Origin of the sequence: Pseudomonas mosselii, assembly GCF_003205295.1 — a bacterium.
GTDB lineage: Bacteria > Pseudomonadota > Gammaproteobacteria > Pseudomonadales > Pseudomonadaceae > Aquipseudomonas > Aquipseudomonas mosselii_B.
In genome coordinates this window covers 246,690-265,483 of sequence record NZ_QJRP01000002.1, presented here as the reverse complement: position 1 = coordinate 265,483, position 18,794 = coordinate 246,690, and the positions used below count along the sequence as shown (strand labels likewise).

Genomic DNA, 18,794 nt, shown 5'->3' with positions numbered 1-18,794 from the left:
CTGCCGCAGGACAGTCACGGCAACCAATCGTGTACTGTTTCAAGATTTATCTGGAACAATCCACCTGTTTTTTGCGAACATGGCGTCTCCCAGCGTGACCCCATGCGACCAACCGGTCGCAGAGCGACGCTTTTAGTCTGATGTTCACCTGCCTGCTGCTTCATGTAGTATGCGCCGACGCGGACTACAAAACGTCGTTTCGATGTCTGCCAAGGCGCCTGTGAAAATACGCCAACCGCCCGCCGGCCCGTCTGGCGAGCCGCACCCAGCCGCCCCGGAGTACGCGGGCACGCACTGGTGCCGTGTTTAGAGAAGCGCTACAGGCTTAATACAGAAGAGCGAAAGCGAAATAGCTGAGCAGAGGTGAGGCAAGCAATGACTGGATACGTTCAAGTCGGTGGCCTTCAGGTCGCCAAGGCCCTGTACGACTTCGTCAACGACGAAGCGATCCCTGGAACCGGCATCGAAGCCGACAAGTTCTGGGCCGGGGCGGCAGAGATCATTAAAGACCTCGCTCCAAAGAACAAAGCCCTGCTCGCCAAGCGCGACGAGCTGCAAGCCAAGATCGACGCCTGGCACCAGGCACGCAAGGGCCAGGCCCATGACGCGGTGACCTACAAGGCATTCCTCGAGGAAATCGGCTACCTGCTGCCACAAGTCGACGACTTCCAGGCCACCACGCAGAACGTCGACGAAGAAATCGCCCGCATGGCCGGCCCGCAGTTGGTGGTGCCAGTGATGAACGCCCGCTTCGCTCTGAACGCCGCCAATGCCCGTTGGGGTTCGCTGTATGACGCCCTCTATGGCACCGACGCCATCAGCGACGAAGGCGGCGCCGAGAAAGGCCAGGGTTACAACAAGGTGCGTGGCGACAAGGTCATCGCCTTCGGCCGCGCCTTCCTCGACGAGGCCGCACCACTGGCCGCCGGCTCCCACGTCGACTCCACCGGCTACCGCATCGAAGACGGCAAGCTGGTGGTTGCCCTCAAGGGCGGCAGCAACAGCGGCCTGCGCGACGACGCCCAGCTGATCGGCTTCCATGGCGACGCCAAGGCGCCGACCGCCGTGCTGCTCAAGCACAACGGCCTGCACTTCGAAATCCAGGTCGATGCCAGCACCCCGGTCGGCAGCACCGACGCAGCGGGCGTGAAGGACATCCTGATGGAGTCGGCGCTGACCACCATCATGGACTGCGAAGACTCGGTCGCCGCCGTCGACGCCGACGACAAGGTGATCGTCTACCGCAACTGGCTGGGCCTGATGAAAGGCGACCTGGCCGAGAATGTCAGCAAGGGCGGCAAGACCTTCACCCGCACCATGAACCCGGACCGCGAGTACGCCGCGCCCAACGGCGGCAGCGTCACCCTGCACGGTCGCTCGCTGCTGTTCGTGCGCAACGTCGGTCACCTGATGACCAACCCGGCAATCCTCGACGCCCAGGGCAACGAGATTCCCGAAGGCATCCAGGACGGCCTGTTCACCAACCTGATCGCCCTGCACAACCTCAACGGCAACACCAGCCGCAAGAACACCCGCACCGGCAGCGTGTACATCGTCAAGCCGAAGATGCACGGCCCGGAGGAAGTGGCCTTCGCCGCCGAGATCTTCAGCCGTGTCGAAGACCTGCTGGGCATGAAGCGCAACACCGTCAAGGTCGGCATCATGGACGAGGAGCGCCGTACCACGGTCAACCTCAAGGCCTGCATCAAGTCAGCCGCCGAGCGTGTGGTGTTCATCAACACCGGCTTCCTCGACCGCACCGGTGACGAAATCCACACCTCGATGGAAGCCGGCGCCGTGGTGCGCAAGGGCGCCATGAAGAACGAGAAGTGGATCGGCGCCTACGAGAACAACAACGTCGACGTGGGCCTGGCCACCGGCCTGCAAGGCCGCGCGCAGATCGGCAAGGGCATGTGGGCCATGCCCGACCTGATGGCCGCCATGCTCGAACAGAAGATCGCCCACCCGCTGGCCGGCGCCAACACCGCCTGGGTACCTTCGCCGACCGCCGCCACCCTGCACGCCCTGCACTACCACAAGGTCGACGTGCAGGCCCGTCAGCGCGAGCTGGCTTCGCGTACCCCGGCCTCGGTCGACGATATCCTGACCATCCCGCTGGCCGCCGACACCAACTGGTCGGCCGACGAGATCCGCAACGAGCTGGACAACAATGCCCAGGGCATCCTTGGCTATGTGGTCCGTTGGATCGACCAGGGCGTGGGTTGCTCGAAGGTGCCGGACATCAACGATGTCGGCCTGATGGAAGACCGCGCCACCCTGCGCATCTCGGCCCAGTTGCTGGCCAACTGGCTGCGCCACGGCGTGGTCACCCAGGAGCAGGTGCTGGAAAGCCTCAAGCGCATGGCCGCGGTGGTCGACAAGCAGAACGCCGGTGACGCCCTGTACCGCCCGATGGCGCCGAACTTCGATGACAACATCGCGTTCCAGGCGGCAATCGAGCTGGTTGTAGAAGGTGCCAAGCAGCCGAACGGCTACACCGAACCGGTGCTGCACCGTCGTCGTCGCGAGTTCAAGGCGCGCAACGGGCTGTAATCCGTCAGCAACACATCGCGGGGCCAGCCCGCTCCCACGCCAGTCCAGGGTGGGAGCGGGCTGGCCCCGCGATCGTTTTCAGCCCTGATCCATTCTCAACTCACGTCGCACCAGCTCCAGGAGCTTCCCCAGGTCCACCGGTTTGAGCAGGAAATCCACCACCCCCAGGTGCATCACGTCCACCGCCTCTTTCACATCGGTGTCGCCCGACACCACGATGATCGACAGCGCCGCCCGTTCCGACTCGCGCACCTGGCGGATCAGCTCCAGGCCATCCTTGGGCTCCATGCGCAGGTCGGTGATCATCAGGGCGATGCGCGGCTCATAGTGCAGCTTCAACATCGCCTCCTGCGCACCGTCGGCCGTCATGCAGGCGATGCCCCGACTCTTCAGGTACAGGCTCAGCGCTTCGCTGTTCACCGGATTGTCGTCCACCACCAGTACCACGGGCCTGGGCGCGACGGGTGCACTCACCACGGCCAACGCCTCGCGTTCGGCGTCGCTCAGGATGTCGTCATGCTCTGCCATGCTCGTCTCGTCAAAAAAACCCCGTTATTCAAGTTCAGACCGCAAAGCCCCTGCATGCAAACTGCCTTTCGTCGGCTATTTGACACCCGGGACAAGCAGCGAAACGTCCGTCGCGCCTTATAGACTTACGTCCAATGGGCACCGCAGAGCCGGCGTCCGACCATGGAGCCCTAGAACAACAAGGTCTGCGCTACATATGCAGACATACTTATCGCGGTTGGTTCCATGAGCAAAAAGGACGCCTACAGCCAGGCGGGCAGAACAGCAGTGCTGCAAAACATCCAGGGCACCCTGCAGTTCCTGCAGCGTTTCCCGCCGTTCAACCAGATGGAGCACAGCCACCTGGCCTACCTGGTGGAGCAGTGCCAACTGCGTTTCCACGCGGCCGGCGAAAGCATCATCAAGCCCGCCGACGGCCCGGTCGAGCACTTCTACATCGTCAAGCAGGGTCGCGTGGTCGGCGAACGCCACCATGTCACCAAGCCGGGCACCGAGACCACCTTCGAGATCGCCAGCGGCGAATGCTTCCCCCTGGCCGCGCTGCTCGGCGAGCGGGCCACCCGCACCGAGCACCTTGCCGGCGAGGACACCTTCTGCCTGCAACTGGACAAGGCCGCGTTCATCCGTGTGTTCTCCATGTCCGAGGTGTTCCGCGACTTCGCCCTGCGCGGGGTCAGCAGCCTGCTCGACCAGGTCAACCAGCAGGTGCGCCAGCGCGCCGTGCAAACCCTGGGCACCCAGTACTCGCTGAACACACCGCTGGGCGAACTGGCGCTGCGCCATCCGGTGGTGTGCGCGCCGGACACGCCGCTGCGCGAGGCCGTGGGGCTGATGCACGAGCAGCAGGTCGGCAGCATCGTCATTGTCGACGACCAGCGCCATCCCCTCGGCATCTTCACCCTGCGCGACCTGCGCCAGGTGGTGGCCGACGCCAGTGCCGAGCTGACCGCGCCGATCGAGCGCTACATGACCGTCCGGCCGTTCCACCTGAGCCCCCAGGCCAGCGCCTTCGATGCCGCCATGGCCATGACCGAGCGGCACATCGCCCACGTCTGCCTGGTGGACAACCAGCGCCTGTGCGGGGTGATCTCCGAACGCGACCTGTTTTCCCTGCAGCGTGTCGACCTGGTGCACCTGGCCCGCACCATCCGCCATGCGCCACGCCTGGACAGCCTGGTGTCGCTGCGCGGCGAGATCGGCCAACTGGTCGAGCGCATGCTCGCCCACGGCGCGTCCTCGACCCAGATCACCCAGATCATCACCTTGCTCAACGACCATACCGTGTGCCGGGTGATCGAACTGGCGATCGCCGAACGCGGCGACCCCGGCGTGCCGTTCAGCTGGCTGTGCTTCGGCAGTGAAGGCCGCCGCGAGCAGACGCTGCACACCGACCAGGACAACGGCATCCTCTTCGAGGCACGCGACGCCGCCGAGGCCGAGGCCATCCGCGCCCGGCTGCTGCCACTGGCCCAGCAGGTCAACCACAACCTGGCCCAGTGCGGCTTCACCCTGTGCAAGGGCAATGTGATGGCCGGCAACCCCGAGCTGTGCCTGTCGCGCAGCGAATGGGCACGACGCTTCGCCGGTTTCGTGCGCGAGGCGAGCCCCGAGAACCTGCTGGGCTCGAGCATCTACTTCGACCTGCGCGTGGTCTGGGGCGACGAGCAAGGCTGCGAACAGCTGCGCCAGGGCCTGCTGGAGCAGGTCGCCGACAATCGCATCTTCCAGCGCATGATGGCCGACAATGCCCTGCGCCAACGACCACCGGTCGGGCGCCTGCGCGAGTTCGTGCTGACCCGCCAGGGGGACGACAAGGCCGCCACCCTCGACCTCAAGGTGCAGGGCCTGACCCCGTTCGTCGATGGTGCCAGGCTGCTGGCCCTGGCCCATGGCATCAGCGCCTGCAACACCCTGGAGCGCCTGCGCCAGCTGATCGACAGGGGCATCATCGACCCGCTCGACGGCGCCGCCTATGAAGAGGCCTACCACTTCATCCAGCAGACACGCATGCAGCAGCACCAGCGCCAGACCCGCGAGAACCAGCCCTACTCCAACCGGCTGGACCCGGACAGCCTCAACCACCTGGACCGGCGCATCCTGCGCGAAGCCCTGCGCCAGGCCCAACGCCTGCAAAGCAGCCTGGCCCTGCGGTACCAGCTGTGAACCTGTTCGCCTGGTGGCGCCCCGCCGCCCCCGAACTCGCCGCCCCGCTGCGTCGGCGCCTGGCCATGCTGCCAGCGCCGGCGCCACTGGGCGTATGCTCGTTGCGTGAACAGCGCTGGGTGGTGCTGGACCTGGAGACCAGCGGCCTGAACCTCAACCGCGACCAGGTGCTATCGATCGGCGCGGTGGCCATCGAGGACGGCGCCATCGCCCTGGGTCGCCCGTTCGAGCGCACCCTGCACCGACCCGCGCAGAAGACCAACGCCAGCGTGCTGATCCACGGCCTGGGCCCCAGCGCCCTGGCCGCCGGCTGCGACCCGGCCGAGGCGCTGCTCGACCTGATGGACTTCATCGGCGACAGCCCGGTGCTGGCGTTTCATGCCCCGTTCGACCAGCGCATGCTGGCCCGGGCGCTGAAGGACAGCCTGGGCCTGCGCCTGCAGCACCCGTTCCTCGACATGGCGGAACTGGCGCCGATGCTCAACCCCGACACCGTGCTGCGCGAAGCCGGGTTGGACGACTGGATCGCCCGCTTCGGCCTCGAAGTCCAGGCCCGCCACCATGCCAGCGCTGATGCCCAGGTGACTGCGGAGCTTGCGTTGATCCTGTTCAGCCAGGCCCGGCGCCAGCAACTGGACAGTCCGTTGCAGCTGGAGCAGCGGGTACGCCAGTGGCGACGGCGCAAAGTCCAGAGTCACGGCCTCTGACCCATACATCGTCCCCTGTAGGAGCGGCCTTGCGTCGCGAAAGGGGTGCGAAGCGCCCCCACGATTAGTGCATCAAGCGGATAATGCCGGGGCCGCTTTGCGGCCCTTTCGCGACACAAGGCCGCTCCTACAGGAATTGCACATCGCCTGAAGAGAACCGCAAAACGTTTGCGATTGCTGCTGGCAATCCGATAAGCGTCAATTGCGCCACCACCCCCGCCTCTGCCACAATCGCGAATAATTATCGTTAGTTAACGCATTCTTTCCCGGGGAACGCTTCTTGACGCCTGCGCACAGTCCACATGCCGAGCTGGTCGGAGCGCTGTATCGCGACCATCGCACCTGGCTGCTGGCCTGGTTGCAGCGCAGCACCGCCTGCCGTCAGCGCGCCGAGGACCTGAGCCAGGACACCTTCGTGCGCCTGCTCGGGCGCGAGCGCCTGGACGCCCCCCGCGAACCCCGTGCCTTCCTGGTCGCCGTGGCCAAGGGCCTGTTGTTCGACCACTTCCGCCGCGCCGCCCTCGAGCAGGCCTACCTCGCGGAGCTGGCTCTGTTACCCGAGGCCGAACACCCGTCGCCCGAACAGCAGCACCTGATCCTCGAGGACCTCAAGGCCATCGACCGCCTGCTGGGCAAGCTGTCGAGCAAGGCCCGCGCGGCCTTCCTGTACAACCGCCTGGACGGCCTGGGTCACGCCGAAATCGCCGAGCGCCTCGGGGTGTCGGTGTCCCGCGTGCGCCAGTACCTCTCCCAGGGGCTGCGCCAGTGCTATGTCGCCCTCTATGGAGAGCCGACGTGAACCAGGCCCCGGTCTCCAGCCAGGTGCTGGAAGCGGCCATTGCCTGGAAGCTGTGCCTGGACGAAGGTAGCGGTACCCCGGACGAACGCAACGAATTCATGCGCTGGCACGCCGCCCACGAGGAGCACGCCCGCGCCTGGCTGCAACTGGGCATTCTCGACCAGCGCGTCAGCGCCGCCGCCGGCCCGGTGCGCCACACCCTGCTGCAATCCCGCGCCGGGCTGCGCCAGCGCCTTGGCGGCTTGGCCGGCATGCTGCTGCTTGGCGGGCTGCTTGCCTGGACCGCAGCGCCGACCCTGTCGCCGACCTACTGGCTGGCGGACCAGCGCACGGGCACCGGCGAGCTGCGCACCTTGCGCCTGGAGGACGGGACCTTGCTGAGCCTGAACAGCCAGAGCGCGGTGGATATCGACTTCCGGGGCGAGCAGCGACTGATCGTGCTGCATCGTGGCGAAATTTCGGTGGAAACCGGCCACAAGGACAGCCGTCCGCTTTGGGTACGCACCGAGGATGGCCGCCTGCGCCCGCTGGGCACGCGCTTCCTGGTCAAGCGCGAGGAAGCCGGAACACGCCTGGAGGTGCTGCAGGCCTCGGTGGCCGCCAAGCCGCAAAACAGTGGCGACGAGCAGGTGCTGCGCGAAGGCCAGCAGGTGCTGATGAGCGCCGACGGCCTGGGCCAGGTCGGCCCCGTGGCGGTCGGCATCGATGCCTGGACCCGCGGCATGCTGGTGGTGGACAACGTACGCCTGGCCGACCTGGTGGCCACGCTCGGCCAGTACCGCAGCGGCCACCTGGGTGTCAGCGACGAAGTCGCCGACCTGCGCGTAAGCGGCAGCTTCCCGCTGACCGACACCGACCTGGCCCTGGCCTCGCTGCAACCGGCGCTGCCGGTGAAGATCAAGCGGCATACGCCGTGGTGGGTCACCGTCAAAGCCAGGTAGCTTCAGCCACACCACCCTTTGTGGGAGCCGGTGCCATTCACAGCAGTGCTTGCATCGCCAGCAACCCGGCTCCCACAGGCTTGTGCAAATCAGCCGGATTTTTTTCAAAGCCCCCTGTCACTTTCCCAATCTCGCTCGGCAAGGAAGCAGTCAGCACTATTTCGTCGAGGAGCCGCTGCATGTCCCGTGCCGTTGATGCTTTGCTTCGCCCCAGCCTGATGGCCCTGGCCATCGGCCTGGCCGCCCCGTTGGCCAGCACCACCCTGTTCGCCGCCGAACAGGCCGCCCTGCGTGCCTACGACCTGCCCAGCGCGCCGCTGGCCAGCACCCTGAACCAGATCGCCAGCCAGGCCGGGATCGCCCTGGCGCTGGATCCGGCGCTGGTCAGCGGGCGCAACTCGGCGCCGGTCAGTGGCCAATACGACGCTGTCGGCGCCCTGCAGGCCGCATTGCGCGGTACCGGTCTGCAGCTGCAGCAGAGCAGCGCCGGTAGCTACAGCCTGGTAGCCGTCCCCGATAGTGTCCTGGCATTACCGGAAACCACCGTGAATGCCGCCAGCGACAGCGAAAGCGCCTGGGGGCCGGTAGACGGTTACCTCGCCAAGCGCACCGCCGCCGGAACCAAGACCGACACCGCCCTCGTGGAAGCACCGCGTTCGATCTCCGTTGCCACCCGCCAGCAGATGAACGACCGCGGCGTGCACAGCCTCGATGACGCGGTGAAATATATGCCGGGCATCGTCTCCGCCAGCTACGGCAGTGATACCCGGTATGACTGGATGCTGGTGCGCGGCTTCGAGCCGACCCAATTCCTCGATGGCCTGCCGCTGCCCCGCGGCGTGTATGCCAACCCGAAAGCCGAAACCTGGAACTTCGACCGCCTGGCCCTGCTGCGCGGCCCGGCTTCGTCGGTCTATGGCCAGACCCCGCCCGGCGGCCTGCTGGACATGGTCAGCCGCCGCCCGCAGGCCGAAAGTACCCACGAGATCCAGGTGCAGTACGGCAGCGACAACCATCGCCAGATCAACTTCGCCAGCACCGGCAAGATCGACGACCAGGGCCAGTTCCTCTATGGCATCAGCGGCGTGGTGCGCGACAGCGATACGCAGATCGACCACATCGAGAACAAGCGCTACAACATCGCGCCGAGCCTGACCTGGAACATCGACGACGACACCAAGCTGACCTTCCTCAGCCAGTTCACCCGTGACGACACCGGCGTCACCAGCCAGTTCTACCCGATCCAGGGCACCAAGATCTCGATGCCGTTCGGTGATATCTCCCACCACAAGAACCTCGGCGATCCGGACTACGACTTCTACGACCGCACCTACTACGCCTTGGGTTATGCGTTCGAACACCGCATCAACGATGTCTGGCAATTCCGCCAGAACCTGCGCTACACCAAGTCGGACCTGTCGTTCCAGACCGTCACCGTGCGCAGCTACAACCCTGCCTTCGCTGCCTTTGGCTTTGTCGTGGACGACCAGGGCAACACCGGCCGTGGCACCACCAACGTCGACGAGGACATCAGCCAGTTCGCCGTCGACAACAACCTGCAGGGCGACTTCGAAACCGGTGCCGTCAGCCATACCCTGTTGCTCGGCCTGGACCACCAGCGCATGAACAACAACTACACGGCGATCTTTGGCAGCGCTACGAACATCAATGTGAACAACCCGGTGACCGGCGCGCCCATCACCCGCCCACCCCGTTCCGACGCGTTCTACGACTACGACCAGAAAACCCGCCAGACCGGCCTGTACATCCAGGACCAGATGGCCCTCGACAACTGGCGCCTGACCCTGGGTGGGCGCCAGGACTGGGTGAAGACCGATACCCACTTCATCAAGGACGACACCGACAACAGCCAGCTCAACCGCAAGTTCAGCGGCAACGCGGCGATCAGCTACGTGTTCGACTCGGGCTTCGTGCCCTACCTGTCGTACGCCGAGTCGTTCCAGCCCACCAGCAAGGCCGACGTCACCTCGACCAACTCGCTCAAGCCAACCGAAGGGCAGCAGTGGGAGCTGGGCATCAAGTACCAGCCACCCGGCTCCAATACCCTGCTGAGCGCAGCGGTGTATGACCTGACCCAGAAGAACGTCTCGGTCACCAGCTTCGTCGGCGCGGTGCCAGTAACCAGCCAGACCGGCGAAGTGAAGGTGCGCGGCCTTGAGCTGGAAGCCACCTCCGACGTCACCGAAAACCTCAAGGTGATCGCCGCCTACACCCTGGCCAAGTCCGAAGTGCAAGATGGCCAGTACAAAGGCAACCGCCTGCAGCTGATGCCCAACCAGCAAGCTTCGCTGTGGGCCGACTACACCTGGCACAGCGGCGTGCTCGATGGCTTCGGCATCGGTGCCGGCGCGCGCTATACCGGCAATACCTATGGCGACCAGGGCAACACCTGGCTGGGCAAGGCCGACGCCTACACAGTGTTCGACGCCTCGGTGCACTACGACCTCGGCCGTCTGGACAACAGCCTCAAGGGCGCGTCGGTGGCGCTCAATGCCAGCAACCTGTTCGATAAGGACTATATCTCCACCTGCGATAGCTTCTACTGCTACTACGGCGACCAGCGCAGCGTCGTCGCCAGCGCCACCTACAAGTGGTAAACCCCCATCGCGGGGCAAGTCGCATCGGCGCACCGCCGCTCCCACGCCGTTCTGTCTCGGCGTGGGAGCGGCGGTGCGCCGATGCGACTTGCCCCGCGATGGCGTAAGGAGCCGTGATGAAAAGCCAAACCATCCGCCGCTGGTCAGCGATCCACACCTGGAGCAGCCTGGTCTGCACGCTGTTCCTGTTGCTGCTCGCCCTCACCGGCCTGCCGCTGATCTTCCACCACGAACTGGAGCACCTGCTCGGCGACGCGCCAGAGCTGCGCGAGATGCCAGCCGACACCCCGCACCTGGACCTGCAGCAGCTGGTGCTCAAGGCCGAACAGCACCGCCCCGGCGAGGTGATGCAGTACTTCGGCTATGAAGACGACGAGCCCAACGGCGTGGTGGCGATCATGGCCGCCACCGCCGGCACCCACCCCGACGATTCGCACACCTTCATGCTTGATGCGCGCACTGGCGAGGCCGTGGCCATGCCGGCGGCCAACGGCGGTTTCATGATGCTGATGCTGCGCCTGCATGTGGACATGTTCGCCGGGTTGCCCGGCAAGCTGCTGCTGGCGTTCATGGGCGTGCTGTTCATTGTCGCCATCGTCTCCGGCACCGTGCTCTACGCACCGTTCATGCGTCGTCTGCGCTTCGCCACGGTCCGCCACGACAAGTCACGACGCCTGCGCTGGCTGGACCTGCACAACCTGATCGGCGTGGTCACCCTGACCTGGGCCCTGGTGGTCGGCGTCACCGGGGTGATCAGCGCCCTGTCCGACCTGGTGATCGCCGCCTGGCGCAACGACAGCCTGGCGGCCATGGTCGCACCCTACCGAGACGCACCGCCGCTCACCGAGCGCGCTCCGGCCACGCAGCTGCTGAAGATCGCCGAACAGGCCGCGCCCGGCATGCGCCCGGACTTCATCGCCTTCCCCGGCACGCGCTTCTCCAGCGAGCACCACTATGCGGTGTTCATGAATGGCGCCACGAACCTGACCTCGCACCTGTTCACGCCGATACTGATCGATGCGCGCACCCTGGAAGTGACCGCCGTGGGCGAGCGCCCCTGGTACATGGACGCCATGGGCCTGTCGCAGCCCCTGCACTTCGGCGACTACGGCGGCCGACCCATGCAGATCCTCTGGGCCGTGCTCGATGTGCTGACCATCATCGTGCTGGGCAGCGGCCTGTACCTGTGGTGGGGCAAGCAACGCAAGCCACGGGAGGTGCGGACATGAGCCACAAGTCGCAAAGCACCAGCAGGATCTTCGCCTGGCCGGCGTTGATCGCCATGCTCAGTGCGGCCGGGCTGTTTGCCGCACTGCTCGGGGATGGAATGTGGGATGTGCTGGCCTGGATAGGGCTCGGTGTTTCAGCCGGCCTGGGCCTGAGTGGGTTCTGGCGGCGCTAGGCTGCCCGTCACTCAGACAGCCAAGCGCGGCAACACCTGGTCCAATCGCTGGTGCAGCGCGCTGCCACTCGGCCAGTTGCGCAGCAGCCGCGCCCGGTCCCGGGCGAAGGCCGGGGCGAAGCTGAGCTGGGTGGCGTGCTGGCACATGGCGTCAAGGTCGATCAGCGACCATTGGCCGTCCTGCCAGAACAGGTTGTGGCCCTTGAAGTCGCCATGGCTGATGCGCTCGCGGATCAGCTGCTGCATCACCCGCACCAGGGCCTCGACCTGCTCGTCGGGCGCCTCGCCGCTTTGCACGTAGGGCGCGAAACACTCGATCAGGTCCGGCCCGTCGGCGTACTCGGTCACCAGGTAGGCCGTGCTGCGCAGCCCCATCACCCGCTGCTCCAGCACCGCCAGGGGCCGAGGTGTGGCGATGTCGAGGAACGCCAGGCGGTGGCCCTCGATCCACGAATGCCAGGCCCGGCTCGGGCGCCAGAAGCGCTTGAACCAGTGGGCGGTGTTCTTGATGTTGTAGCGCTTGAGCACCAGCTTGCGCCCGGCCACCTCGATACGCGCCACGCTGGCCGCGCCACCGGTCTTGTACAGGTGGCCCTGGTCGATCAGCGCATCAGCCTGCTCCAGCACCGGGCGCATCGCTTCGACCTCGTTGCGGCGAATCGCCCGCAGCCCGGACAGGTTGCGCTCGACGCTGAACAGCGTACATTCGCGGCCGGCCTTGTCCAGGTAATCCTTGAGGCGCCAGGCGCGCACCTTGTCCACCTGCTTGTGCAGCGCTTCCAGCGGCAGCGCGTGCTCGGCGTTGGCCAGCACGTAGTGCACCAGCGCTTCTTCGATGAACGGCTCCAGGCGCTTGGGCAACTGGGCGAAGAACACCCCGAGGTTCTCCAGCACGCGCTGGCGCGACAGCTGCTGGCCGGGGGTCTCGGCCTTGATGCCGGCGCCATCGATCAGGTACAGCTGGCCGTCCTGGCGCAGCAGGTTGTCCAGGTGCAGGTCTTCCTGCCACAGGCCCTTGGCGTGCATCTGCGCCACGGCGGTGAGGGCCTCGCCCAGCACCAGGTGCTGCTCGTCGGCCAGCATCGGCAGTTGCTCCACCCGGGCCCAGGCGTCGCCCAGACTCTCGGCATGGTCGAGGTATTCGAACAATACCCAGCCGCCTTCGCCTTCTTTCAGGCCATCGGCCAGCAGGCGCGGGGTGGTCAGGCCTTGTTCGGCCATCAGCAGGGCGCCATCGCGCTCGCGCTGGAAATGCCGGGCGGCATTGCCGCCGACCAGCAACTTGGCCAACACCTTGGTGCCACGCCAGATACCCGCGCCGACATAACGCTGGCCCGGCAGCACGCGCAACAGGCTGAGCAGCTGCAGGTCGGCGCTGCCTGCGGCGTCGGCAAGGGTGACGGTCAGTGGCAGGCTCGGGCTGCGCCCGGCCGCCTTCAATTCGGACAGGCGCATCAGCGGGCCTCTTTGTGGCGACGACGTTGGGTCAGGCGTTGCAGCCAGGTGGATACCAGGGCGCTGTCCGTCGGTTGCTCCAGGTAGGCCGCCAGCAGCACGCGCACATCCGCGCCGTCCCAGACTCGGGCGCGGCGCAGCAGCGGCTCCAGGTCCTTGACCCGGTCACGCATGCCGAACAGCAACGGTCGGGTCTTTTCCAGGTCGATCAGCTGGGCCTGCCAGCCCTCGCGGCGCTCACGCAGGAAGATATGCTTGGGGTAGAAGCAACCGTGCATCTGTCCGGCGGCGTGCAGGGTGCGGGCCAGCCGGCCGCAAGCCTGGAGGATACCTTGGCGCTGCAGCGCGTCCATCTGCGGCCAGTGGCCGAGCAGTTGCTCGAGATCGGTCCACTCGTCCAGCGCCCGGGTCATGAGGATGGCCCGGTGCTCACCACCCTGCTTGCGCTCGCCATAGAACACCGCCTGCAGGGCGGGGATATCGAGCTTCTGGTAGCGGCTGATGTTGCGAAACTCGCGAGCGAAGGTCGGCTCGCCGAAGGGCCGCTGCAGACTGCGGGTGAAGTAATCGCTCTGGCGCTTGAGATAGAACCCCTTGCCCTCGAGCTCCAGGCGAAACACGCTGCTCCAACCGCCACGACCGGTGTTGGGTTCGTCCACGGCATCCAGCTGCAGCGCCCAGAGCGCCTCGAAGTCGCCCAGGCCGTGGCGTTGCAGCAGTGCCTGGTCGGCACTGGCCAGGTAATCGGTCATTCCCTTCCCTCGAAAAATCTGAGCACCTGGCGAATGCGCTTCTTGTCGCGGCCATTGAGGCGGTCGCGACCACGGTATTGCAGGTAGAAGCGCAGACGCTGGGTCGCCGACAGGTGGTACTTGGCCACCTTGTCCAGGCACGCCAGGTCCTTGATCATCCGGTGTCGCCACATGAAGCCACGCCAGAAGTCGCCCGTCGGGCAGTCGATGAAGAATAGCGTGCCCTGGTCATCGACCAGCAGGTTGCGCCATTTCAGGTCATTGTGGGCGAAACGATGCTCGTGCATCACCCGGGTGTGGCGGGCCAGCTGACGGCTGAGATGGTCGACCCAGGCGCGGTCGGCCAGACGGGCGTCATGGCGCTCGGCCAGCGCCGACAGGTCTTCGGTCTGCGGCAGTTCACGGGTAATCATCGCCCCCCGACCGAACGCCAGGCCATTGCGCTCCAGACCCCAGGCGACCACTTCGGCTGTCGGGATGCCCCATTTGGCGAATTGCTTGAGGTTCTGCCACTCAGCCTTGATCCGGGGACGCCCCAGGTAGCGACGCATGTGCTTGCCGGCACCGGTATAGCGCTTGACGTAGTAATACACGCCGTCACGCAGAACGCGGATGACCTCGCTGAGCGGGTCGCGGGTCAGGTGCTCGCCTTGCAGCGCGAATACCGCGTCCAGACTGCCGAAGTCCGCCGCCAGATGTTCATAGCCCGGCGCCAGTGTCCAACCCGCCATCAGAGTGCGTCCCCATAGCGTTGCTTGCGGTCATAGAGTTTCTGCGCCTTGCGCTCCAGCCAGGCGAGCAATGCGGCCTCGTCCTTGAGGACCTGGCGCAACGGGCGCTGGAAGTAGCCCCGCAGGAAACGCAGCTTGTCGCGACGGGTCAGGCCGATGTCCAGGGCCGAGAAGTAAAGGGCGGCCAGGTCCTTGTCGCGCCAGCGACGGGTAATCTTCGCCCGGGTCTGGGCGCGGTGCAGGTCGATCACCGACAGTTTGAAATCGTCCGGGGTCACCGGGCGATCGGTGTGCAGCAGGAAGTGGCAAATGTAGCAGTCGCGGTGGTTGACCCCGGCGCGGTGCATGCCACCGGTCATCTTCGCCACTTCGGCGATCAGCGCGCGCTTCAGGCGCGGCGCTGGCGGCTGCTTCACCCAGTCGATGCTGAAGTCTTCCAGGCTGACGGTCGGCGCCAGTTCCTCGGTAACGATGAACGAGTGCTGGGTGGCCGGGTTGCCGCCGCGTTCGCCGTAGGCCACCGCGGTCATGGTCGGCACGCCGGCTTCATGCAGGCGCTGGATGGCCCGCCACTCCTGGCCGGCACCGAGCACCGGCAGCTTGGCGCTGAACAGGTTCTTGCAGATCTCGCCCCAGCCGATGCCGCGGTGGATCTTGACGAAGAAGCCCGCGCCATCGACCTCGGTGCGCAGGGTGCGACGGCCTTCCAGCTCGCGGTACACCTCGCCTTGCAGGGCCTCGACGGCCTCGAAGGGATCGCGCCCGGCCCACAGGCGCTTGAACGGTTCGGCCAGTATCAGCTTCATGCGGTCTCCTGACCGAGGATCACGTCGGCGGCATGCTGCGGCATGCTGTACAGGTCGGCGGTCTCGGCGAAGGCCACACCGTTGTCCGACCAGGCCGCGCGAGCCCCGGCGTCTTCGAGCATGCGTTGCAGGTAGCGGTTCAACTGCTCCTGCTCGAACGGCTCGTCCAGCACCAGGCCACTTTCAGCCTCGGCGATGTAGTGGGCATAGCCGCAGACCTTGGACACCAGCACCGGCAACCCGGCGACCAGCGCTTCGAGCAGCACGGTGCCGGTGTTCTCGTTGTAGGCCGGGTGGATCAGCAGGTCGGCACCGAGCAGGAAACGCGGAATGTCGCTGCGGCCCTTGAGGAACTGCACCTGCTCGCCCAGGCCGAGCGCCGCGCTCTGCACCTGGAACAGCTTGGGGTCGTCCTGGCCGATGACCATCAGCTTCGTACGCTTGCGCAGGGCCGACGGCAACGCCGCCAGGGCTTTGAGGCTGCGGTCCACGCCTTTGGTCTTGAAGCCTGAGCCGATCTGCACCAGCAGCAGCTCATCGTCGGCCAAGCCGAACTCCTGGCGGAAATCGGCGCGGATGGCCTCGGCGTCGGCCGGGCGACGGCGATCCTGGGAGATACCCGGCGGCAGCAGGTGGAAGCGCGCCTCGGGGGTGCCGTAGTGCTTGATGAACAGCGGCTGCTGCACCTCGGAGATCATCAGGATCTCGGTACGCGCATCCCTGGCGAACACCGCCCGCTCGTACTCGGCGAAATGGCGGTAGCGACCCCAGCGGCGGTACAGACCGCCGCGCAGGGTCTGGGCCTTGTCCTCGAAACAGCCGTCGGCGGCGTAGTAGACGTCCAGGCCGGGCATCTTGTTGAAGCCGATCAGGCGATCGACCGGACGCTTGGCCAGGTCGGCCTCCATCCAGGCGCTGAGCTTCTCGTTGCGGCGGTGGTTGAACAGTGCCTTGACCGGCGCCACCAGCACCTCGAAGCCCGGCGGAATGTCACCTTCCCAGATCAGCGTGTACACGCGGATCTGGTGACCCCGTTGCTGGCACTCGAGGGCGATGCGCATGAAATCGCGCTGCAGCCCGCCAAAGGGGAAATACTTGTAGAGCACAAAAGCCAGTTGCATCAACGAACATCCTCAGCCAGCAGCAGCGCGCTCAAGCGGCCCGCCACATGCTCGGGATTCAGGCGAGTGAAGCACAGCGGCCACTCGCGTTTGAGATCGAACCGGCGCAGGTCCTCGGCGCTCGGTTTGTAGGTGCACTTCTTCTGCAGGCACGGGGCGCAGGGGAAGTCGCTCGCCTGGTGGATCTGGGCGCGTCCGTAGGCGCCAGTCAGACCAGGGTTGGTGGGGCCGAACAGCGAGATGGTCGGCACATCCAGGGCAGCGGCCAGGTGGCCGAGGCCGGTGTCCACCGCCACGCAGGCCTTGGCCGCCGCCAGCACGCGGGCGACGCCGGCCAGATTCAACTTGGGGAGCACCTGGCAGTTGTTCAAGCCCTGGGCGATGCGCTCGGCACGGGCCTTCTCCGCCGGGTTGCCCCAGGGCAGCATCACCTGCAGCTTGCGCCGGCCCATGCGCTCGGCCAGCTCGCGCCAGTAGGCTTCCGGCCAGTGCTTGGTGGCCCAGGTGGTGCCGTGCAGGAACACCACGTAAGGCGCGGCAGGCGGCAGTTGCAGGCGGTTGAGGTCCAGCCCGTAGTCGCCCAGCCCTTCCGGCAGGTCGTAGGCCAGGGCCAGGGCGAACAGCTGGCGCACACGCTCCACGGCGTGCTGGCCGACGGCGACCGACAGGCGTCGGTCGTAGAAGCGGCTGGCCCAGCCCTCGCGAGCCGAGTAGCGGTCCAGGCCGGCCACCGGCGCTTTCACGTAGCGCGTCAGCCAGGCCGACTTGACCAGGCCCTGGGCGTCGATCACCAGGTCGTACTTGTGTTCGCGCAGGCGCTGCTTGAACGCCTTCCACTCGCCGCTCTTGAGCGTCTGCCAGATATTCTTGCGCCAACGGCGGATCGCCACCGGGATCACCCGGTCGACCGCCGGATGCCAGCTGGGAATCTCGGCAAAGCCTTCTTCCACCACCCAGTCGAAACGGATGCCGGGGATGGCGTGGGCGGCGTCGGTGAGCGCCGGCAGTGTGTGGATGACATCGCCCAGCGACGAGGTCTTGATGATCAGTACCCGCACTCAGTCGACCTCGGCCACGGTATCGATCAGGTTCGGCCCGCCCAGGCCCTGCAGCGCGGCAATGACCTTGGCCGGCTCAAGCAGGCGCAGGCAGTTGTAGTGGCCGAAGCGGCAGGTGCGCTCGAAGCAGGGGCTGCACTCGATACCGGTGCGCACCACTTCCACCTGGTCGGCCAGCGGCGGGGTGAAGCCCGGCGAGGTCGAACCATACACCGCCACCAGCGGGCGGTTGAGCGCGGCGGCCACATGCATCAGGCCTGAGTCGTTGGACACCACCGCATCGGCGCAGGACATCAGGTCGATGGCCTCGGCCAGCGAGGTTTCGCCCGCCAGGTTGCAGGACTCCTCGCGCAGCCCGGGGATCAACCGGTCGCGGATCTGCTCGCCCACCGGGTGGTCGTTCTTCGAGCCGAACAGCCACACCTGCCAGCCCTGACGAATCATCGCGTCAGCCACCTCGGCGTAGTGCTCGGCCGGCCAGCGCTTGGCCTCGCCGAATTCGGCGCCGGGGCACAGCGCCAGCACCGGGCGGTCCAGCGCCAGGCCGAACTTGGCCAGGGCCGCTTCGCGGCTCGCGGCTTCGATCTGCAGGCTCGGACGCGGGTAAGGCTTGGGCAACTCGGCATCCGGCGCGTAGGCCAGGGCCATGAAGCGCTCGATCATCAGCGGGTAGCGGGCCTTGTCCAGCTTGCGCACGTCGTTGAGCAGCAGGTAGCGCATCTCGCCGCGCCAGCCGGTGCGCTTGGGGATACCGGCGAAATACGGCACCAGCGCCGACTTGAGCGAGTTGGGCAGCAGGATGGCCTGGTCGTACTGGCCGGCCAGCGACTTGCCGATGCGCCGGCGCGTGGCCAGTTCCAGCGCGCCGTGGCCGAGCGGGAAGCTCAAGGCCTGGCGCACCTCGGGCATGCGCTCGAGGATCGGCCGGCTCCACTCGGGGGCCAGGACGTCGATCACGCAGTCGGGGTGCTGCTGTTTGAGGCACTGGAACAGGGTCTGCGCCATCACCATGTCGCCGACCCAGCTGGGGCCAATGATCAGTATTCTCATGCTTTATCCAGAAACATTCGGGGAGGCTGCAGGCTGCGCTACAACCTGGCCTCCCCTCTTTATATTCAGGCTATGTGGCGGACAGTGTACCACCGGTGGCACTCGCTCGT

Annotated in this window: 17 protein-coding genes; 8 read left to right on the top strand and 9 right to left on the bottom strand. The window is 66.2% G+C overall.

The features are described from left to right. Positions 1-375: 375 nt before the first annotated feature. A complete protein-coding gene (locus DMX06_RS03115; RefSeq protein ID WP_110734480.1) occupies positions 376-2,553 on the top strand; it encodes a malate synthase G in 2,178 nt (725 codons plus the stop codon). Positions 2,554-2,631: 78 nt separating this feature from the next. Here DMX06_RS03115 and DMX06_RS03110 read toward each other — a convergent pair whose 3' ends face one another. After that, positions 2,632-3,081 (bottom strand): response regulator, encoded by a 450-nt coding sequence (locus DMX06_RS03110; protein ID WP_028689077.1) that lies wholly within the window; start codon positions 3,079-3,081, stop codon positions 2,632-2,634. A 225-nt stretch (positions 3,082-3,306) separates the two neighbouring features. On the opposite strand from DMX06_RS03110, the gene DMX06_RS03105 reads away from it, so the two are divergent. The 4 genes from DMX06_RS03105 (at position 3,307) to DMX06_RS03090 (ending at position 7,691) form a co-directional block, all read left to right on the top strand. After that, positions 3,307-5,244, top strand: coding sequence for a putative nucleotidyltransferase substrate binding domain-containing protein (locus tag DMX06_RS03105; protein ID WP_110734477.1), 1,938 nt, complete (start codon positions 3,307-3,309; stop codon positions 5,242-5,244). Continuing rightward, positions 5,241-5,951, top strand: a complete 711-nt coding sequence (locus DMX06_RS03100) for a 3'-5' exonuclease (RefSeq protein ID WP_110734475.1) — start codon at positions 5,241-5,243, stop codon at positions 5,949-5,951. The genes DMX06_RS03105 and DMX06_RS03100 overlap by 4 nt, the downstream gene beginning before the upstream one ends. A 280-nt stretch (positions 5,952-6,231) precedes the next feature. Beyond that, positions 6,232-6,750, top strand: a complete 519-nt coding sequence (locus DMX06_RS03095; RefSeq protein WP_110734472.1) for an RNA polymerase sigma factor — start codon at positions 6,232-6,234, stop codon at positions 6,748-6,750. Then, positions 6,747-7,691: a FecR domain-containing protein gene (locus tag DMX06_RS03090; protein ID WP_110734469.1), complete on the top strand. Its 945-nt coding sequence runs from the start codon at positions 6,747-6,749 to the stop codon at positions 7,689-7,691. The genes DMX06_RS03095 and DMX06_RS03090 overlap by 4 nt, the downstream gene beginning before the upstream one ends. A gap of 37 nt (positions 7,692-7,728) precedes the next feature. Here DMX06_RS03090 and DMX06_RS26260 read toward each other — a convergent pair whose 3' ends face one another. Further along, positions 7,729-7,872 (bottom strand): hypothetical protein, encoded by a 144-nt coding sequence (locus tag DMX06_RS26260; RefSeq protein WP_181427770.1) that lies wholly within the window; start codon positions 7,870-7,872, stop codon positions 7,729-7,731. On the opposite strand from DMX06_RS26260, the gene DMX06_RS03085 reads away from it, so the two are divergent. The 3 genes from DMX06_RS03085 (at position 7,871) to DMX06_RS26080 (ending at position 11,711) form a co-directional block, all read left to right on the top strand. Further along, positions 7,871-10,309, top strand: coding sequence for a TonB-dependent siderophore receptor (locus tag DMX06_RS03085; protein WP_110734466.1), 2,439 nt, complete (start codon positions 7,871-7,873; stop codon positions 10,307-10,309). The two genes, DMX06_RS26260 and DMX06_RS03085, sit on opposite strands and share 2 nt — an antisense overlap. A 116-nt stretch (positions 10,310-10,425) precedes the next feature. Then, positions 10,426-11,538 carry a PepSY-associated TM helix domain-containing protein gene (locus DMX06_RS03080; RefSeq protein WP_110734464.1) on the top strand — a complete coding sequence of 371 codons (1,113 nt, stop codon included), beginning with the start codon at positions 10,426-10,428 and terminating at the stop codon, positions 11,536-11,538. Beyond that, on the top strand, positions 11,535-11,711 hold the full coding sequence (locus DMX06_RS26080; RefSeq protein WP_146232182.1) for a DUF4175 domain-containing protein: 177 nt from the start codon (positions 11,535-11,537) through the stop codon (positions 11,709-11,711). The genes DMX06_RS03080 and DMX06_RS26080 overlap by 4 nt, the downstream gene beginning before the upstream one ends. Before the next feature lie 12 nt (positions 11,712-11,723). Here the strand turns inward: DMX06_RS26080 and DMX06_RS03075 are convergent, their stop codons facing one another. The 7 genes from DMX06_RS03075 to waaF are packed head-to-tail and all read right to left on the bottom strand — an operon-like array spanning position 11,724 to position 18,684. Further along, positions 11,724-13,166 carry a lipopolysaccharide kinase InaA family protein gene (locus tag DMX06_RS03075; protein ID WP_110734461.1) on the bottom strand — a complete coding sequence of 481 codons (1,443 nt, stop codon included), beginning with the start codon at positions 13,164-13,166 and terminating at the stop codon, positions 11,724-11,726. Further along, positions 13,166-13,918: a lipopolysaccharide kinase InaA family protein gene (locus tag DMX06_RS03070; protein ID WP_110734459.1), complete on the bottom strand. Its 753-nt coding sequence runs from the start codon at positions 13,916-13,918 to the stop codon at positions 13,166-13,168. The genes DMX06_RS03075 and DMX06_RS03070 overlap by 1 nt, the downstream gene beginning before the upstream one ends. Further along, positions 13,915-14,649, bottom strand: coding sequence for a lipopolysaccharide kinase InaA family protein (locus DMX06_RS03065; RefSeq protein WP_110734456.1), 735 nt, complete (start codon positions 14,647-14,649; stop codon positions 13,915-13,917). The genes DMX06_RS03070 and DMX06_RS03065 overlap by 4 nt, the downstream gene beginning before the upstream one ends. Then, positions 14,649-15,455 (bottom strand): lipopolysaccharide core heptose(I) kinase RfaP, encoded by an 807-nt coding sequence (rfaP, locus tag DMX06_RS03060; RefSeq protein ID WP_110734453.1) that lies wholly within the window; start codon positions 15,453-15,455, stop codon positions 14,649-14,651. The genes DMX06_RS03065 and rfaP overlap by 1 nt, the downstream gene beginning before the upstream one ends. Continuing rightward, on the bottom strand, positions 15,452-16,576 hold the full coding sequence (locus DMX06_RS03055; RefSeq protein ID WP_110734451.1) for a glycosyltransferase family 4 protein: 1,125 nt from the start codon (positions 16,574-16,576) through the stop codon (positions 15,452-15,454). Before DMX06_RS03055 ends, rfaP begins: the two co-directional genes overlap by 4 nt. Further along, entirely contained in the window at positions 16,576-17,634 is a 1,059-nt protein-coding gene (waaC, locus tag DMX06_RS03050) for a lipopolysaccharide heptosyltransferase I (protein ID WP_110734449.1), read from the bottom strand. Before waaC ends, DMX06_RS03055 begins: the two co-directional genes overlap by 1 nt. After that, positions 17,635-18,684 carry a lipopolysaccharide heptosyltransferase II gene (gene waaF / locus DMX06_RS03045; protein WP_028689091.1) on the bottom strand — a complete coding sequence of 350 codons (1,050 nt, stop codon included), beginning with the start codon at positions 18,682-18,684 and terminating at the stop codon, positions 17,635-17,637. Between the last annotated feature and the right edge of the window lie 110 nt (positions 18,685-18,794).

Bases quoted from the DNA above. Each gene is read 5' to 3' on its own strand.
- DMX06_RS03115 (WP_110734480.1), top strand. From the start codon at position 376: ATGACTGGATACGTTCAAGTCGGTGGCCTTCAGGTCGCCAAGGCCCTG.
- DMX06_RS03110 (WP_028689077.1), bottom strand. From the start codon at position 3,081: ATGGCAGAGCATGACGACATCCTGAGCGACGCCGAACGCGAGGCGTTG.
- DMX06_RS03105 (WP_110734477.1), top strand. From the start codon at position 3,307: ATGAGCAAAAAGGACGCCTACAGCCAGGCGGGCAGAACAGCAGTGCTG.
- DMX06_RS03085 (WP_110734466.1), top strand. From the start codon at position 7,871: ATGTCCCGTGCCGTTGATGCTTTGCTTCGCCCCAGCCTGATGGCCCTG.
- DMX06_RS26260 (WP_181427770.1), bottom strand. From the start codon at position 7,872: ATGCAGCGGCTCCTCGACGAAATAGTGCTGACTGCTTCCTTGCCGAGC.
- DMX06_RS03080 (WP_110734464.1), top strand. From the start codon at position 10,426: ATGAAAAGCCAAACCATCCGCCGCTGGTCAGCGATCCACACCTGGAGC.
- DMX06_RS26080 (WP_146232182.1), top strand. From the start codon at position 11,535: ATGAGCCACAAGTCGCAAAGCACCAGCAGGATCTTCGCCTGGCCGGCG.
- DMX06_RS03075 (WP_110734461.1), bottom strand. From the start codon at position 13,166: ATGCGCCTGTCCGAATTGAAGGCGGCCGGGCGCAGCCCGAGCCTGCCA.
- DMX06_RS03070 (WP_110734459.1), bottom strand. From the start codon at position 13,918: ATGACCGATTACCTGGCCAGTGCCGACCAGGCACTGCTGCAACGCCAC.
- DMX06_RS03065 (WP_110734456.1), bottom strand. From the start codon at position 14,649: ATGGCGGGTTGGACACTGGCGCCGGGCTATGAACATCTGGCGGCGGAC.
- rfaP (WP_110734453.1), bottom strand. From the start codon at position 15,455: ATGAAGCTGATACTGGCCGAACCGTTCAAGCGCCTGTGGGCCGGGCGC.
- DMX06_RS03055 (WP_110734451.1), bottom strand. From the start codon at position 16,576: ATGCAACTGGCTTTTGTGCTCTACAAGTATTTCCCCTTTGGCGGGCTG.
- waaF (WP_028689091.1), bottom strand. From the start codon at position 18,684: ATGAGAATACTGATCATTGGCCCCAGCTGGGTCGGCGACATGGTGATG.